General features: G+C 74.2%; 13 protein-coding genes. 10 read left to right on the forward strand and 3 right to left on the reverse strand.

From position 1 onward, the window contains the following. Window positions 1-60 precede the first annotated feature (60 nt). The 7 genes from ACFWEJ_RS00555 (at window position 61) to ACFWEJ_RS00585 (ending at window position 8,332) form a co-directional block, all read left to right on the forward strand. On the forward strand, window positions 61-723 hold the full coding sequence (locus ACFWEJ_RS00555; RefSeq protein WP_377227251.1) for a GntR family transcriptional regulator: 663 nt from the start codon (window positions 61-63) through the stop codon (window positions 721-723). Between the two features lie 165 nt (window positions 724-888). After that, the gene (locus tag ACFWEJ_RS00560) at window positions 889-2,253 is read left to right on the forward strand and encodes an MFS transporter (protein ID WP_377227252.1); all 1,365 of its coding nucleotides are present in this window, start codon (window positions 889-891) and stop codon (window positions 2,251-2,253) included. After that, window positions 2,250-3,158 (forward strand): dihydrodipicolinate synthase family protein, encoded by a 909-nt coding sequence (locus ACFWEJ_RS00565; protein ID WP_377227253.1) that lies wholly within the window; start codon window positions 2,250-2,252, stop codon window positions 3,156-3,158. Before ACFWEJ_RS00560 ends, ACFWEJ_RS00565 begins: the two co-directional genes overlap by 4 nt. Then, complete coding sequence (locus ACFWEJ_RS00570; RefSeq protein ID WP_377227254.1) at window positions 3,155-4,315, forward strand: mandelate racemase/muconate lactonizing enzyme family protein; 1,161 nt, start codon at window positions 3,155-3,157, stop codon at window positions 4,313-4,315. The genes ACFWEJ_RS00565 and ACFWEJ_RS00570 overlap by 4 nt, the downstream gene beginning before the upstream one ends. Further along, entirely contained in the window at window positions 4,312-5,886 is a 1,575-nt protein-coding gene (locus ACFWEJ_RS00575) for an aldehyde dehydrogenase family protein (RefSeq protein ID WP_377227255.1), read from the forward strand. The genes ACFWEJ_RS00570 and ACFWEJ_RS00575 overlap by 4 nt, the downstream gene beginning before the upstream one ends. A 530-nt stretch (window positions 5,887-6,416) precedes the next feature. Then, a complete protein-coding gene (locus ACFWEJ_RS00580) occupies window positions 6,417-7,901 on the forward strand; it encodes a hypothetical protein (protein ID WP_377227256.1) in 1,485 nt (494 codons plus the stop codon). Between the two features lie 128 nt (window positions 7,902-8,029). Further along, complete coding sequence (locus ACFWEJ_RS00585) at window positions 8,030-8,332, forward strand: hypothetical protein (RefSeq protein WP_285104465.1); 303 nt, start codon at window positions 8,030-8,032, stop codon at window positions 8,330-8,332. A gap of 24 nt (window positions 8,333-8,356) precedes the next feature. Here ACFWEJ_RS00585 and ACFWEJ_RS00590 read toward each other — a convergent pair whose 3' ends face one another. Then, window positions 8,357-9,052 carry a hypothetical protein gene (locus tag ACFWEJ_RS00590; protein WP_377227257.1) on the reverse strand — a complete coding sequence of 232 codons (696 nt, stop codon included), beginning with the start codon at window positions 9,050-9,052 and terminating at the stop codon, window positions 8,357-8,359. Window positions 9,053-9,158: 106 nt separating this feature from the next. Between ACFWEJ_RS00590 and ACFWEJ_RS00595 the strand changes: the two genes are divergently transcribed. Then, window positions 9,159-9,800: a hypothetical protein gene (locus tag ACFWEJ_RS00595; RefSeq protein ID WP_377227258.1), complete on the forward strand. Its 642-nt coding sequence runs from the start codon at window positions 9,159-9,161 to the stop codon at window positions 9,798-9,800. Window positions 9,801-10,010: 210 nt separating this feature from the next. After that, entirely contained in the window at window positions 10,011-13,610 is a 3,600-nt protein-coding gene (locus tag ACFWEJ_RS00600) for a glycoside hydrolase family 97 catalytic domain-containing protein (RefSeq protein WP_377227259.1), read from the forward strand. 71 nt (window positions 13,611-13,681) lie between these two features. Here the strand turns inward: ACFWEJ_RS00600 and ACFWEJ_RS00605 are convergent, their stop codons facing one another. Then, complete coding sequence (locus ACFWEJ_RS00605; RefSeq protein ID WP_377227260.1) at window positions 13,682-14,479, reverse strand: SDR family NAD(P)-dependent oxidoreductase; 798 nt, start codon at window positions 14,477-14,479, stop codon at window positions 13,682-13,684. A gap of 137 nt (window positions 14,480-14,616) precedes the next feature. On the opposite strand from ACFWEJ_RS00605, the gene ACFWEJ_RS00610 reads away from it, so the two are divergent. Beyond that, entirely contained in the window at window positions 14,617-15,258 is a 642-nt protein-coding gene (locus ACFWEJ_RS00610) for a ricin-type beta-trefoil lectin domain protein (RefSeq protein WP_377227261.1), read from the forward strand. 69 nt (window positions 15,259-15,327) lie between these two features. Here ACFWEJ_RS00610 and ACFWEJ_RS00615 read toward each other — a convergent pair whose 3' ends face one another. Continuing rightward, complete coding sequence (locus tag ACFWEJ_RS00615) at window positions 15,328-15,816, reverse strand: heme-degrading domain-containing protein (RefSeq protein ID WP_377227262.1); 489 nt, start codon at window positions 15,814-15,816, stop codon at window positions 15,328-15,330. Window positions 15,817-15,907 lie beyond the last annotated feature (91 nt).

The raw sequence follows: 15,907 nt of genomic DNA on the forward strand, positions 1-15,907 counted from the left end.
CCCAGGACCCGCCCCGGTGCACCCAGCTCGATTCACGACCACTCCCGCCCGTCATATATGATGTACGACGTGCCGACGACGCCCCCCGCCCCGATCTCCCTCCCCTCCCGGACGGAGCACGCGCTCGCCACCATCAAGGAGGGCATCCTCAGCGGACGGCTCGCCGCCGGGCAGGCGCTCGTCGAGGCGGAGCTCGCCCAGGAGCTGGCGATGTCCAAGACGCCGGTCCGCGAGGCGCTCAAGACCCTGGAGCTGAGCGGGCTCGTCGTGGTGCGGCCGTACGTCGGTGTGCGCGTGCGCGAGCTGACGCAGGCCGACGCCGTCGCCATCTACGAGACCCGGCTGCTGCTGGAGCCCGAGGCGACCCGGCGCAGCGTGCAGCGCGGCATGGACACCGCCGCCGCGCGCGCGGCGCTGGAGCGGGCCGCCGAGGTGACCGAGCCGGCGCAGCGCAGCCTTGCCAACCGCGCGTTCCACGCGGCGCTGTGGGCGGCGGCCGACAACACGATCCTGACCGGCATGCTGGAGGGCCTGCGGGACCAGACGGCGCTCGCCGCCGTCACCACCTGGGCCAGGCAGCCGAGCTGGCGCGGCGAGGCGCAGGAGCACGCGCAGATCCTTGCCGCCGCCGAGGCCGGCGACGCCGACCTCGCGGCGGACCTGACCCGCCGGCACATCGCCGGCTTCCTCGACCGGCTCCGCCAAGGAGGTGCGACCGCCTGACCCGCAGGACCCGCGCCGCGAGCGCCGGCGGGCCCGTGGGCCCGGCGTCGGCACGCGCGGCGACGCAAGCGAGGTGCAGCCCGTTCACCGCCAAGTTCCCGGGCCGCACCTCTGGAACGAGTGCTCCATGGCGGAGCACGCACGTCACTCGATGGAGGAGCAACGATGCTCAATAGTACAAAGCAGCCTGCGCCCGTCGCAGCCCGGGCGCGACGCAGCCAGATGCGCTGGACGATCGTCGCGTTCTCGGCGCTCGGGCTCACGATCGCCTACCTCGACCGCGCCGCCCTCAGCGTCGCGCTGCCGTTCATCTCGGAGGACTTCCACATCAGCCCTGCCGTGCAGGGTGTGCTGCTGTCCTCGTTCTTCTGGACCTACGCGCTGTTCCAGGTGCCGTCGGGCTGGCTCCTGGACAAGTTCGGTCCGCGCGTCATCTACCCGATCGCGGTGGGCTGGTGGTCGGTCTGGACGGCGCTGACGGCCTTCGCGACCGGCGTCACGAGCCTGATCGTCTTCCGGCTCGGCCTCGGCATCGGCGAGGCGCCCGTGCAGCCCGCGAACATCAAGGTGGTCTCCACCTGGTTCCCACGCCGCGAGCGGGCCTTCGCGTCCAGCCTGTTCGACATGGGCCAGCAGATCGGCTCAGCCCTCTCCATCCCGATCGTCACGTCGATCGCCGTCTTCGCCGGGTGGCGCTGGACGTTCGTCCTGATCGGCGGCGTCGGGCTGCTGTGGATCGTCGGCTGGCTCGCCATCTACCGCGCGCCGCAGAACCACAGGCGGGTCAACGCCGAGGAGCTGGACCACATCCGCTCCGACCAGGCCGAGATGGTGCGGCACACCGGGGAGCCGGTGCGCTGGAGCGCGCTGCTGCGCGACAACCAGACCTGGGCGCTCATGCTCGGCTACGTCTTCCGGTCGCTCGCCGGGGCGTTCTTCCTCACGTGGTACCCCAGCTACCTGCTCAACGAGCGCGGGTTCACCGAGGCGGAGTTCGGCATGGTCGGGGCCCTGCCCGCGGTCATCGGCATCGGTTCCACGGTGCTGGGCGGGATCGTCTCCGACCGGATGCTCGCCTCCGGCCTGTCGCCGAACGTCGCGCGCAAGGTGCCGATCATCTCGGGCCTCGTGCTCAGCGCGTGCATCGGCTTCAGCCCGTTCGTGGAGAGCAACGTGGTGCTCATGGTGGTCCTGACCGTCTCCAGCGCCGCCCACTCCTTCGCCGGGGCCGCGATCCTCAGCCTGCCGGCCGAGGTCTCCCCCAGCCCCGAGCGGGTCGGTTCCCTGGCCGGCTTCCAGAACTTCGGCTCGCAGCTCGGCAACCTCATCAGCCCGATCGCGATCGGGCTGGCCCTGACGGCGTCCGGCGGCTCCTACCTCTGGCCGCTCGTGTTCGCGGCGGTCAGCTGCCTCGTGAGCGCCGCGATCTACGGCCTCTGGGTGCAGATCAAGCCCGTGGAACAGCAGGCCGGCGCCCTGCAGGACGCCGGACCCGAGCAGAACAGTCCCCAGCAGAACGGAGCATCATGACCGGGCACCACGACGTCGTCGAACGCCTGAGGACGGTCGTCGGCATCCCCGTCGTCCCCTACGCGCCCGACGGCGGTGTCGACCTCGCCCGGACCGGGCAGCTCGCCGGCCGCCTGGTCGAGGCGGGCCTCGGCGCCATCACCCCGAACGGCAACACCGGCGAGTTCTACGCCCTGACCCCGCGCGAGCGCGCCGACGTCGCGCGGACCGTCACCGAGGTGGCGCGCGACCGCGCCGTCGTCGTCGTGGGCGTGGGGCTGGACCCCGCCACCGCGCAGGCCGAGGCCCGGGCGGCCGCCGAGCTCGGCGCGCACGCCGTGATGGTGCACCAGCCTGTGCTCCCCTACATGTCGCGCCGGGGCTGGGTCGAGTACGTGGCCGCCGTCGCGCACTCCGTGCCCGGCCTCGCCGTCCTGCCGTACGTCAGCTCCCCCGCCATCCGGGGGTCGGACGTCGCGGCGCTCGCGCACCAGGCGGGCAACGTCGTGGGGGTCAAGTACTCCGTGCCGGACCCCGTCGCCTTCGCCGAGACCGTGCAGGACACCGACGCGGACCTGCTCTGGATCGCCGGGCTCGCCGAGTCGTACGCGCCGTCGGCGTGGCAGGCCGGTGCGCGCGCGTTCACCTCGGGCCTGGTCAACGTCGCCCCGGACGTCTCGTTCGACCTGCTGGACGCGCTCCGGCAGGACGACGCCGCCGGGGCGGCCGGCGTCTGGCGCCGCATCCGGGAGTTCGAGCAGCTCCGGGCCCGCGACCGGTCCGCCGACAACGTCTCCGTGGTCAAGGAGGCCATGCACCAGATGGGGCTGTGCGACCGGTCCGTCCGGCCGCCCAGCACCACCCTGGCCGAGCCCGACCGCGCCGCCATCACGCGGATCCTCGACGACTGGAAGGTCTCGGTATGACGACGAGCATGACGGGCGGCACGACCATCGCCCGGCTCACCACCTACCTGCAGCGGGTCGGGAACCGTCCCCGCGTGCTGCTGCGCATCACCACCGACGACGGCATCGACGGCTGGGCCGAGATCTACAACCACGGCCCCGACCTCGCCTACCCGGCGATCATCGAGTACCTCGCGGACCAGATCGCGGGCATCGACGCCTCCCGCGTCGCGTACGTGAACCAGCTGCTGCACCAGTCGGCCCGGTTCCCGCAGGGGGCGCTCGGGCTGGCAGCCATCGCCGCGGTGGACCACGCCCTGTGGGACATCGCCGCCAAGCGGCTCGGCGTGCCCGTCTACCAGCTCCTCGGCGGCGCCGTCCGCGACCGGGTGCGGGTCTACGCGGGCCTCTACGACGCGCCCGACGTGCCCGAGCTGCGCGACCGCACCGCCGCGCTGCACGAGCACCACGGCGTGGACGCGTTCAAGCTCAGCCCCTACCGCCGCGACCTGCACCGGTCGAGGTTCGGGCTGGTCGCGCGGGAGCTCGGCGACTGGTTCGGCGAGATCCGCGCAAACCACCCCGAGGAGTGGGAGTTCGCGTTCGACGCCCACGGCTGCCTCTGGGAGCCGCGCCAGGCCGTGGACCTGGCCGCGGCGCTCGCCCCGAACGAGCCGATGTTCCTGGAGGAGCCCATCCGCCCGGAGCACCTGCCCGCCTGGGGCCGGATCCGCGCGGAGATGACGGTGCCGCTCGCCACGGGCGAGTCGCTGTACTCCCCGAACGAGTTCCTCGGGCTGCTGGCCGTGCAGGGGGCCGACATCGTCCAGCCCGACATCGCCGTGGTCGGCGGGCTCACGCAGCTGCGCAAGATCGCGACGCTCGCCGAGGCGCACGACGTCCCCGTCGCACCCCACAACCCGCTCGGGCCCCTCGCGACGGCGGCCAACGTGCACTTCGCGGCCGCGACCTGGAACTTCTCGATCCTGGAGTACAAGTTCGACGAGGTCTCCTGGTGCCACGACCCGTACGTACCGGTCGACGGGCACCTGGAGCTGCGGCCCGACCGACCCGGCTGGGGCATCGAGATCGACGAGACGGCGCTCGCGCACGACGACTGGGTGCACTGGGAGCGCAAGGTCCCGGTGCGGAGGGACGGGTCGACGGGATGGATGTGACAACGCCTGAGACGCACCCCGTGCCGGGCGCGAGCCTCGTGACCAGCCGGGACGCCCGGACCGGCGCGGTCCGGTCGCTCACCGTCCGGGAGTCCACCCCGGACCGCCTCGACGACGTCGCCCGGCGGGCCGCCGCCGCGGCCCCCGGCCTCGCCGCCTGGCCGCGCGAGCGGCGAGCCGCGCTCCTGGAGGCGCTCGCCGACGCGCTCGACGCCGACCGCGACGTCCTCGTCGCGGAGGCCGACCGCGAGACCGCCCTCGGCCCCGACCGGCTCGGCGGCGAGCTCACCCGCACCGCGTACCAGCTCCGGACGTTCGCCCGCGTGGTGCGCGACGGCGCCTACCTGGAGGCGACGATCGACCACGCGGGACCCACCCCCATGGGCCCGCGCCCCGACCTGCGCCGCATGCTGGTGCCGCTCGGCCCGGTCGCGGTCTACGCGGCGAGCAACTTCCCGTTCGCGTTCTCGGTGCTGGGCGGCGACACGGCGTCGGCGCTCGCCGCGGGCAACCCCGTGGTCGTCAAGGCGCACCCGGGGCACCCCGCGACGTCGGAACGCGTGGCGCGGCTCGCCGAGCGGGCGGTCGCGGCGACGGGCGCCCCCGAGGGCACGTTCGCGCTGGTGCACGGGTTCGACGCCGGGGTCGCGCTGGTGTCCCACCCGGCGATCCGCGCGGCCGGGTTCACGGGGTCGCTCGCCGGCGGGCGCGCGCTGGCCGACGCCGCGGCGGCGCGTCCCGCGCCGATCCCGTTCTACGGGGAGCTGAGCAGCATCAACCCCGTGCTGGTCACGCCGTCGGCCGCCCGGGTGAAGGCCGACGAGTACGGCGCCGGGCTGGCCGCCTCCGTGCTCCAGGGCGGCGGGCAGTTCTGCACCAAGCCCGGGCTCGTGCTGGTGCCGGCGGGAGCAGACGGCGACCGGGTGGTCGACGCGTTCGCGCGGGCGATCGACGCGGCGCCGGCGCTGCCCGCCCTCACGGCGGGCATGGCGGACGCGTACGGGCGCGGGCTGACGGCGCGGGCCGGCGACGCCGTCGTCCGGGCGCAGGGCGTGCCCGGGACCGCACCCGACACCGAGGCGGGCGGGCCCGCCGGGGCGGGGACGACGACGCGCCCCGCGCTGCTCGAGGTCCCGGCCGGGAAGCTCACGGCCCGGCTCGTCGAGGAGTGCTTCGGGCCGCTGGCCGTCGTCGTGCGCTACGCGGACGAGGCCGAGGCGGTGGCCGTCGTCGAGCAGGTGGAGGGGTCGCTCACCGCGAGCATCCTCACGGGGGACACGACCGACCTGGGCCTGCCCGCCGCGCGGGCAGCGCTCGCGGCGCGCGCCGGGCGCGTGCTCTACGACGGCTACCCGACCGGGGTGGCCGTGAGCTGGGCGCAGCACCACGGCGGGCCGTGGCCGTCGACCAACTCGCTGCACACGTCCGTGGGCGCCTCGGCGATCCGCCGGTTCCAGCGCCCGCTCGCGTGGCAGCAGGCGCCGGAGCACGCCCTGCCGCCGGAGCTGCGGGACGGCGCGCCGGTGGTCCCGGTCCGCGTCGACGGGGAGCTGGTGCTGCCGCAGGGCTGAGCCGCCCGGACGCGATCGAAAAACAAGCGGCCCCGTGGCTGTGGATGCCTCGGGGCCGCTCGATCCGCTGTCTCATTCGGATCCCGCCGGCACTCTCGCGCCGGAAGCCTGCACCCAGTCTAGCCGATTCACCCGTCATCGTGGCGGCGGGTGAATCCCGTCCCCACGGGGGCGGCGCCGGATACGCCGGCGTATCGTCGCAGGTGCCACAGCACCGGGCAGCGCGGCAGTGCCCGTCCGGCGGCCTGCCGTCGTCGGCCCGCCCGCGCACCCCGGTCCGTTCCCGCGGGAGGCTCCGCGGCCGGACGCAGGACACCGGTCGTGCGGTGGGCCCCGTGGAACGCCCGCGCGTCTCGCGCCCGGGCGTGACTGTCGCACAACTCGACCGCGAGCGGCGCACGGTCTCCCGACCCGCCACGCGATCGCCGGACTCCCGCGATCTGCGAGCCACCGACGCCCGGTACCGGCATGCCCGGTCCGGCACGAGGTCCCACCGGCGGCGCTCCTCGCGCGGCTGGAAGGAGAACGGGATGTCCACCTCGAACGGCCGGACCAAGAAGCACCGGAACAAGAATCGGAAGAAGAACCGCGCGCCACGCGGCCTCAGCTATCAAGCCTGCGCGGTGATCGTCGCCGTCGCCGGGATGTGCGCCTGGGTGGCGCACGACGTCCTGGGCGGCGCCGTCCGGACGGCGCCCGCGGCGGCGACCGCCCCGACGCCGTCCACCCCCGCGCAGGCGGGCGACGTGTACGTGACCACGCCGCAGGCGGCCGCGCCGCCGTTCGTGCTCATGGTCGCCCCGGACGGTTCGGGCACGACGGCGGTATCCGGGTCGACGGCGGGGGCGCAGCCGTCGGGTGCGCCCGGCGCTGGTGCGCCCGGCCCTGCGGCGACGGGCGGAGCGTCGGCGGGCGGTGCGGCGGCTCCGGTTGCCGCTGCGTCTGTCCCCTCCGCGTCCGGCACGCGCACCGTAGTCCAGGCAGCTCCCGGTGCCACGCCGACGTCGACGGGCGCGGCGGCCGCCGCGGGCGACCCGTCCACCCGGGTGATCGTGGTGCCGACCGGCCGGCAACCGGCTCCGGCGGCCCCGCCGCAGGACCGGCGAGTCAGCTATCAGGTCCTCGCCGCCGACGGCTCGATCGTCTACGTGGGGGCCGACGGGCGGCTCGTCGCGAACACCGGTGCCGTGTCTTCGAGCGGTGTGCTCGCGCTCGGTTCCGACGGCTCGGGGCTGCGGTCCGGCGAGTCGAGCGTTGCGGCGCCGCCCACTGCTGCGGCTCCCGCGTCGTCTCCGGCGTCGTCGGCAGCGCAGGGCGGAGCCACGGCGGGCACGCACCAGAACGACTCGTTCGGCGGCATGCTCCTGGGGTACGGGCCGGGCAGCTCCATGGCGATCAGCGGCTTCGAGGACCACTCGGTGAGCGTCGTCGGCAGTGACCAGATCGTCACGTACGACGACTCGAACGTGTTCCTGGGCCGGGACGGCCGGATCAACGCGAACACGGGCGACACCGACTCCAGCGGCCTCAACGCGGTCGACGTGACCGGGTCGGTCGTCCGGTCGGGCAACTCGGGTGACGCCGAGGACACGGAGGAGGACGAAGGAGACGAGGAGGAGGGCGAGGAAGAGGAGGGCGAGGAGGAAGAGCCCGGGGCCGGGGCCGAGGAGGGCACGGAGGACGAGGGTCCCGCGGTACCACCCTTGGGACCGGCCGCACCCGCCACGACCGGACCCACCGCGACGGGCCAGGCCACCGTGACGGACGAGGGCGAGTCGTCGGCGACCGGGAACGGCGCCCTCGTGGTGGGCGCCGACGGGTTCGACGACGTCTCGATCCGGAGCCGGGGCGACCGCAACGTGGTCACGTACGACGACTCGAACGTCGTGATCGGCGGCACGGGCCCGGTCAACACCCAGATCGGCGACAGCGACACCGGGGGCGCCGTCGTGATGGGCGTGCACGGCTCGGACGTGCGGGCGGGGTGCGAGGGCGACCTCTGCTACTCCGACTGACCACGGGCAGGAGCCCGCGAGGCAGGAAACCCCGCAGGAATCCGCGGGGCCGGGATAGCCGTCCCGGTCCCGCGGACCTACGCTGGAGAGGTACCCCTTCCGCGACGACGACGTGGCGGTGACACCCCATGGGCTGGACCTTCCTGACCCGCCAGAAGCCGGCACCCGACCCGCTGGTGACCCTGCGGCTTCAGTCGCGCCTGGGCCAGCTCGCGGCCGAGCTGCGCCACGTCGAGGAAGACCCCGGCCTGTACGCCCGCGCCCACCACTGGTTCGCGGTGCAGAACGCCTACGACGCGCTGCTGCGCGAGGCGTGCCGCCTCGCCGACCTGCCGACCGACGCGGACCCGTTGCGCGCGAGCGAGCGCTCCGCGGCGGACGAGCGGCTGCGGGAGGAGCTGGAGCTGAGCTCGCGCGGCTGGTCCTGGTGACCCCGCCGGTCCTGCGCGCACGACTCAGGCCGTCGCCACCTCGCCTGCCCACGCCCGCAGGTCGCGCCGTGCGTCCTCGGCCCGGGCCCGGAGCGGCGCGAACTCGTCGTCGTCGAACGCCTCTGTCGTCTCCAGGTACTCGCGGCGGGTCCGGTCCGCATCGGCGAACCGCCACAGCAGCTCGCTGAGCTGCCCCTGCTCGGCGGCCGTCCGCCGACCCGCCTGCTCTATCAGCCGCACGAGGAACCTGTCCCGCCCCGGCACCGTCACGCGCACCATTCCGGGCGCCTCGAACTCGGTGATCTGCCGCACCGACCGCCGGGTGTACCGGTCGCACACGATCGCGAACAAGCCGGTGACGACCGCATAGACCACCGTGACGGGGATCGCGACGTCCTGGAGCGGATCCGTCGGCGGAATCGCGGCGCTGCTCGCCCACGCCCCGACGAGGATCAGCACGACGGGGAACGCGCACCACAGCGAGTTGGCCACCCGCGACCGCCGGAACCGGACCCGCGCGGTGCGTGTCGTCGCGTCGAGCTCAGCGCTGATCCGCGTCACCTCGTCGACCGCGGTACCCGGCTCGATGACCAGGACATGCTGCTCTGCCGCCTCGGCGCGCTCCTCGTGCCCCGTCACCGAGAAGAGCGATCCGCTGCCGACGAGCCACAGGAGGCCGAGGAACCGACCAGGGCTCGGGGCAAGCCAGACATTCTGCACGGCCAGAGCGTAGTGGTAACCGGATCGGGACGTGCCTGGCCGGGTCCGCACAGCCAGCACAGGGTCCGCTGCCGCCGAAACTCCCCTGCCCACTTAGGGTCAGGGCATGTTCCCCTGGCTCGAGCTCGCCGGCTGGGTCGGCTCCGCGCTCGTCGTCCTGTCCCTCACGCAGGCGCGGGTGTTCCGCTTCCGCTGGCTCAACCTGACCGGCTCCCTGATCGCGACCACGTACAACGCGATCCTCGGGATCTGGCCGTTCTTCGCGATGAACGCCGCGATCAGCCTCATCAACATCTACTGGCTGCGCCGCCTGACCCGCGAGCGCCACGACGCCGCGGTGTACGAGGTGGTGGAGGTCGCGCCGGACGACGCGTACCTGCTGCACGTGCTGCGCACGCATGCGGCCGACATCGCGACCTTCGCCCCGGGCTTTGTGGCGCAGCCGGGGCCGGGTGAGGAGCGTTCGGCGTTCCTGGTGCAGCGCGGCGACGAGACGGTGGGTGTGGTGGAGGTGCGCGACGGAGGGGACGGCGCGGGCGTCGTGGAGCTCGACTGGGTGTCCATGCGGTTCCGCGACCTGACGCCGGGCGAGTTCGTGTACCGGCGCAGCGGGATCTTCGCGGCCAAGGGGTTCGACCGCGTCGTCGTGCCGCAGCCCGCGCCGGGCGAGCACGCGTACCTGCGCGGCGTGGGCTTCCGCCCGGAGGGCGACACCTGGGTGCGGGAGGTCGTGGCCGACGGCGGGTGAAAGCCGCCGGGGCCGCCTTGACAGCACGGGGGCGGCTGGGAAAACTCTTTCCTGCCGCTGGTCTGCATCGAGGCAATCCGGCGCCGCCGACATCGACGTCCGGGAGAGAACGTGCACCTGCCCTCAGGCAACCGAAACAGCGGCAGACCGGGAGGCAGGCCCGGGCGCCGGCCGTCCCGCGCCGCGGCGGCCACCACGCTGGCGCTTCTCGTGCCCGCGCTCGTCGTGCCCGCCGCCCCCGCGGCGACGCAGGCGACGGCACAGCAGGCGACCCAGGAGCCGGCCGGCGTCCTCGACGGCTGGACGGTGTCCTCGCCGGACCGGTCGATCGAGGCCACGGTCGACGTCGTCGACGGGACCCTGACGTACGAGGTCGTGCGGGACGGGACCACGACCGTCGTCGCGCCGTCGGGCCTCGGCCTGACGCTGCGGGAGCCCGCCATCGACCTGACGACGGGGCTGACGGTCGAGTCCACCGACCGCGACGTCGTCGACGAGACGTGGACCCCCGCCTGGGGCAACGACGCGCGGGTGCGCAACCACGCGAACGAGCTGACGGTGCACGCCGTGCACGAGGCCTCGGGCGTCGAGCTCGACGTGGTCTTCCGGGTCTTCGACGACGGCGTGGGCTTCCGCTACACCTTCCCGGAGCAGGACGGCCTCGGCGACGGCGTCGTGGTGTCCGGCGAGAAGACGCAGTTCGCGCTGCCCGCCGACCTGACGGCGTACTCGATCCCGGCGGGCATCCGCTGGAGCGCGGACGAGCAGCACTACCGCACGCAGCCGCTGCCCGACGTCGCCTCCGCGCAGACGCCGATCACGGCGTCCCGCGCGGACGGGCTGTTCCTGACCGTGCACGAGGCGGCGCTGATCGACTTCCCGAGCATGACGGTGGTGCGCGGCACGACGCCGGGCACGCTGGTCTCGGACCTGATCGCCCTGCCGAACGGCGACAAGGCGGTGATCGACGTGGACGCCGACGGCTTCAGCACACCCTGGCGCACCCTGACCGTCGGCCGGAGCGCGGGCGACCTCGCGGCCTCCCACCTCATCGAGAACCTCAACGCGCCGTGCGCCATCTGCGACGTCGACTCCGACGACGACGGCACCGCCGACACCACCGACTGGATCGACCCCGGCACGTACGTCGGGGTGTGGTGGGAACTCCAGCGCCGCGACACGACGTGGAACGCCGGGCCCAAGCACGGCGCCACCACCGCGCGCATCAAGGAGTACGTGGACCTCGCCGTCGAGGCCGGGGCCAAGTACGTGCTGGCCGAGGGCTGGAACCAGAACGCGGGCGGCGAGTGGAAGGGGCAGGACTTCGTCACGCCCCAGGCCGACGTCGACATCGACGAGGTGCTGGCCTACGCCAAGGAGAACGGCGTCGGCTTCATGGCGCACAACGAGACGCGCGGCTACGTCGACTACTACGACGCGCACATGGACGAGATCTTCGACCAGTACCAGGAGTGGGGCATCCACGCCCTGAAGACCGGCTACGCGACGCGGTTCGAGCTGGGCGGCGTGAACCGCAGCCACTACGACCAGGAGGCGGTCAGGCACTACCAGCGGGTCATCGAGTCCGCGGCGCGGCACCAGATCTCCGTCAACGCCCACGAGTCCATCAAGCCGACGGGCCTGTCGCGCACCTACCCGAACATGATGACGGGCGAGGGCGTGGCCGGCATGGAGCAGCACAACTACATGGGCGCGAGCGGCAACCCGCCCGAGCAGGCGACGATCCTGCCGTTCACGCGCTGGATGGGCGGGCCTGCGGACTACACGCCCGGCGTCCTGGCCGTCACCTGGGACCCGGCGAACCTCAAGACCCGGGTGCAGACCACCACGACGGCGCAGCTCGCGCTCTACCCGACGTTCTCCAGCCCGCTGCAGATGCTGGCCGACACCCCGGAGAACTACGCCGAGCACGCCGAGGCCTTCGCCTACCTCAAGGACATGCCGACGGTCTGGGACGAGTCCCACGTGCTCGACGCCGTCCTGGGCGACCACACCGTCACGGCCCGGCGCAGCGGCACCACCTGGTACCTCGGGTCGGTCACCGACGAGAACGACCGCACGGTACGGGTGCCGCTCACCTTCCTGGACGAGGGCACCACCTACGTGGCCGACGTCTACGCCGACGCCGGGGACGCGTCCTGGAAGGGCAACCCGACCGCCGTCGAGGTGACGCACTCGCTGGTGGACTCGACCGACACGATCGACGCTTCGATGGTGGGCGGCGGCGGGCACGCGGTGAAGCTGCGGCCCGCGACGCCGGAGGACCTCGCGGACCTGGACGACTACGCCGCGGGCACGTTCACCCTGCAGGGCACGCCGGAGGTCGCCTACGACCCGACGGCCGGCACCGTGACCGTCACCGCGACCGTCCGCAACGACGGCACCACGGCCGGCCAGGCCCGCATCGCCGTGGACGGCACGACGGTCGACGGCGCCGCCGGCCGGGTGGGCGGCGGGCAGGCCCGCACGTTCACGTTCGACGTCGCGGCCGACGACGTCGCCTACCGGGCGGCGAACGCGATCGCCGTCGTCGGCGCGGACGGGACGCCCGGGCGCCCCGTCTCCGTGGCGCTGCTGCCGCGGCCGGACGGGTCCCTGACCGACCTGCTGGACGACGAGGCGGAGCGCCTAGCCCCCGAGCGGGCCGCGCTCCTGTCCGAACGTGCCGATGCTGCGCTGGACGCGGCGCGGGAGAACGACTTCCCCGCCGTCCGCCGGGCGATGCAGGCGGTCCGCCAGGCCGTGCTCACCTCCTCGGCCGGGGCGGTGCCGCCGGACGTCGCGGCCGGGATCGACACGATCGTGGAGCCGTACCTCGGCACCGCGGCCGGGCTGTTCGGCATCCTGTCGCTGATCCGCGACGCCGAGGCCGCCTCGGCGATCGACGGCCCGACCGCCGTCGCGCTGCGGAGGCCCGCCGCCGAGGCGGTGACGCACGCCCGGGCGGGCGACACCGCGGCAACGACCGACGCCCTGGGGGTGCTGGCCGAGGAGATCGGCGCCGCCGAGGGCGACGACGCAGCCCTCGGCGGGCTGCTCGCGGCCGTCGAGGCGCAGCACGGCGAGCAGGTCAGCGAGGCGGAGACGGCCACGCTGCTGGGCGGCGCGCGCACCAACGCCGAGCACCCCGGCTACACGGGCACTGGGTTCGTCCGCGACCTGACGAAGGTCGGGGCGGGCGTCCGATTCACGTACGACGCCGCGGCGCCCGTCACGGTCGAGCTGTCGTTCCGGTACGCCAACGGGATGGTCGTCGCGCCGCTGGACCGCCGGCTCTCCGTCTCCGTGGACGACGGCGCGGCGCAGCCGGTCTCGTTCCCGAACCTCGGCCAGGGCGCCGACCGGTGGCGCATCTGGGACCACTCCCCCGGCGTGCTGGTCACGCTGGCGGCCGGGCGGCACGAGATCCTGCTGCACCACACCGCCGCCGACACGGGCAACATCAACCTGGACCACCTGCGGGTCACGGCGCGGCCCGGGGTCCTGACGGAGCCCGCCGTCGACGCCTGGGGCGCCCGGACCATCTACACGGCCGGGGACCGGGTCTCGCACGACGGCGCGCTGTGGCGGGCCTCGTGGTGGACCCAGAACCAGACACCTGGTGCGTCGGCTTACGGGCCGTGGCAGGAGATCGCCGAGGCCTGGGACGGCACCGCCGCCTGGACGGCGTCGCGGATCTTCGACACCGGCGACTTCGTGGAGCACGACGGCGCCCTGTACGAGGCGAAGTGGTGGACCCGCAACCAGGAGCCGGGCGACCGGCACGGGCCGTGGCGGGAGGTCGGCTGACGGTCTCCTGCTCGACGGCGCCGCTGCGCGGCGGCGCCGTCGGGCACGGCTGGTGACCGCGGCGGGCGGCGTCAGGTGGCCTCCGGATCGGCCCCCTGCGCCGCGCGTCCGCCGTCGACGGGCAGGACCGCGCCGTTGACGAACCCGGCGGCGTCCGACAGGAGGAAGGCGACCGCCTCGGCGACCTCCTCGCCCGTGCCGACCCGGCCGAGCGGGTGCAGGGCGGCCATCTGCGCGTCGACGCCGGGGTGCTCGCGCCGGTACGCCTCGTGGCGCGCCGTCGTCACGGACCCGAGGGCCACCGCGTTGGTGCGGATACCGTCGGGCCCGTGGTCGACGGCGACGGCGCGGGTCAGCGCCTCGACCGCGCCCTTGGCGGTGGCGTACGGCAGGGCGCCGCGCACCGGACGCTGGGCCTGGTGCGACGAGACGTTGACGATCGCGCCGGGCCGTCCGTGCCGCAGGAGCTGCCCGACGGCGGTGTGGCAGCCCGTGACCGCGAGGGCCAGGTTCGCGGTGATCAGGCTCAGCACCTCGGACGGCGGGGCCGTGATCGGGGCGTCCCGGAAGATCGCGGCGTTGTTGACCCAGCCGGCCAGCGGGGCCGCCGCCTCCGCGGCGTCGGCGGCGCGGCGGGCGACGTCGGGGTCGGCGGCGTCGCCGGTGACGAGCGTGACGCGGGGGTGCGCCCAGCCGAGCGGCCCGGCGAGGTCGAGGACCACGACGTGGCCCTCGGCGGCGAGCCGCAGCGCGATCGCGCGGCCCACGCCCTGACCGCCGCCGGTGACGACGTAGGAGCGTGGGGCGGTGCTGCCCGTGGGCCTCGGCTCGTGGACGGTGCTGCTGGTCGGTTCCGGGTGCGCGGCCATCCCCCGATCCTGCACCCGGCGGGCGGCGGGGACCGAGCGCCACGGGGAACGGGTGGCCGCGGGGAACGAGCGGCATGGGACCGAGTAGGGTGCGGCGCGGACGCACGAGAGCGGTCCGACGAAGGAGGAGCACCAGGGTGTACGACCACGTCACGGCGCGTCGGCGCTCGCCCGTCAGCCTGCTCGTGTGGGTGCTCGCCGCACTGCTGCTGTTCGGCGCGGTGATCGGCACGATCTGGGTGCTGAGCCGCGACGTCTCCGGGCAGGACGCCGCCGGGCAGGCCTCGGCAAGCGCCTCCGCGAGCGCGGTGCCGAGCCCCACCGAAGCCAGCCCCGTCAGCGCCCCGGCGAGCCCGGAGCCGACGCCCACCCCGAGCGCCCCGCCGCCCGAGCCGACGCCGGTCACCCTGCAGGGCGTGGCGTCCGGCCGGTGCCTCGACGTGCCCGGCGGCGTCGCCGCGGACGGCGCGGCGCTGCAGATCTACGACTGCAACGGATCACCGGCCCAGCAGTGGACGGCTTCGGCCGCCGGGGAGCTGCGGGTGCTCGGGACGCTGTGCCTGGACGACCCGAGCGGCGGGGCGCAGGGCACCGCCGCCCAGGTCTGGACCTGCCACGGCGGCGCGAACCAGCAGTGGTCCCCGCAGGCGGACGGCACGGTGCGCAACGCCGCGACCGGGCTGTGCCTCGACGTCTCCAACGCGCTCACGGACAACGGCACGCCCGCGATCATGTACGGCTGCCACGCCGGGGACAACCAGCGCTGGACGGTCTCCTGAACTGTCGCGGCTGACTGGTCGCAGCGGGGGCTGGCGGGCGACCGCCCGACACGGGCGGTCGCCGGGGCCTCAGACCCGCGGCGGAGCCTCGGCCAGCTCGCGCAGGGCCTCGACCGCGAGGGCGTGGTCGTCCTGCTGCGCCAGCCCGGACACGGTGACGACGCCGACGATGCCCACGCCCGCGACGCGGACCGGGAAGGCCCCGCCGTGCGCCGAGTACTCCTGGAACAGCAGCCCGTGGTCGGCGTTGAAGTCGCTGCCCTTGGCCTTGGCCCGCAGGCCCACCAGGTACGACGACGCCCCGAACCGGTAGACCACCCGCACCTTGCGCTTGATCCACGAGTCGTTGTCGGGCGTCGTGCCGGGCCGCGCCGCGTGGAAGACCTGCTGCGTGCCCTTGCGGATGTCGATCGTCACGGGCAGGTCGCGCTCGACGGCGAGCTCGACCAGCAGGCTGCCGAGCCGCCAGGCGTCGTCGTTCGTGAACGTGGGCAGGACCAGCTCGGCCTCCTGGGCCTCGACCTCGGTGATGATCGCGGTGACATCGGATTCGCTCATGTGCCCATCCTGCCCCTCGACTGAGCCCGGCCGGTCCGGCTCTAGACCCCGAGGAGTTCCGCCACCCCGGTGAGGGTGGTGACCTCGTACG

Origin of the sequence: Promicromonospora sp. NPDC060204, from assembly GCF_042728455.1 — a bacterium.
Classification (GTDB): domain Bacteria; phylum Actinomycetota; class Actinomycetes; order Actinomycetales; family Cellulomonadaceae; genus Promicromonospora.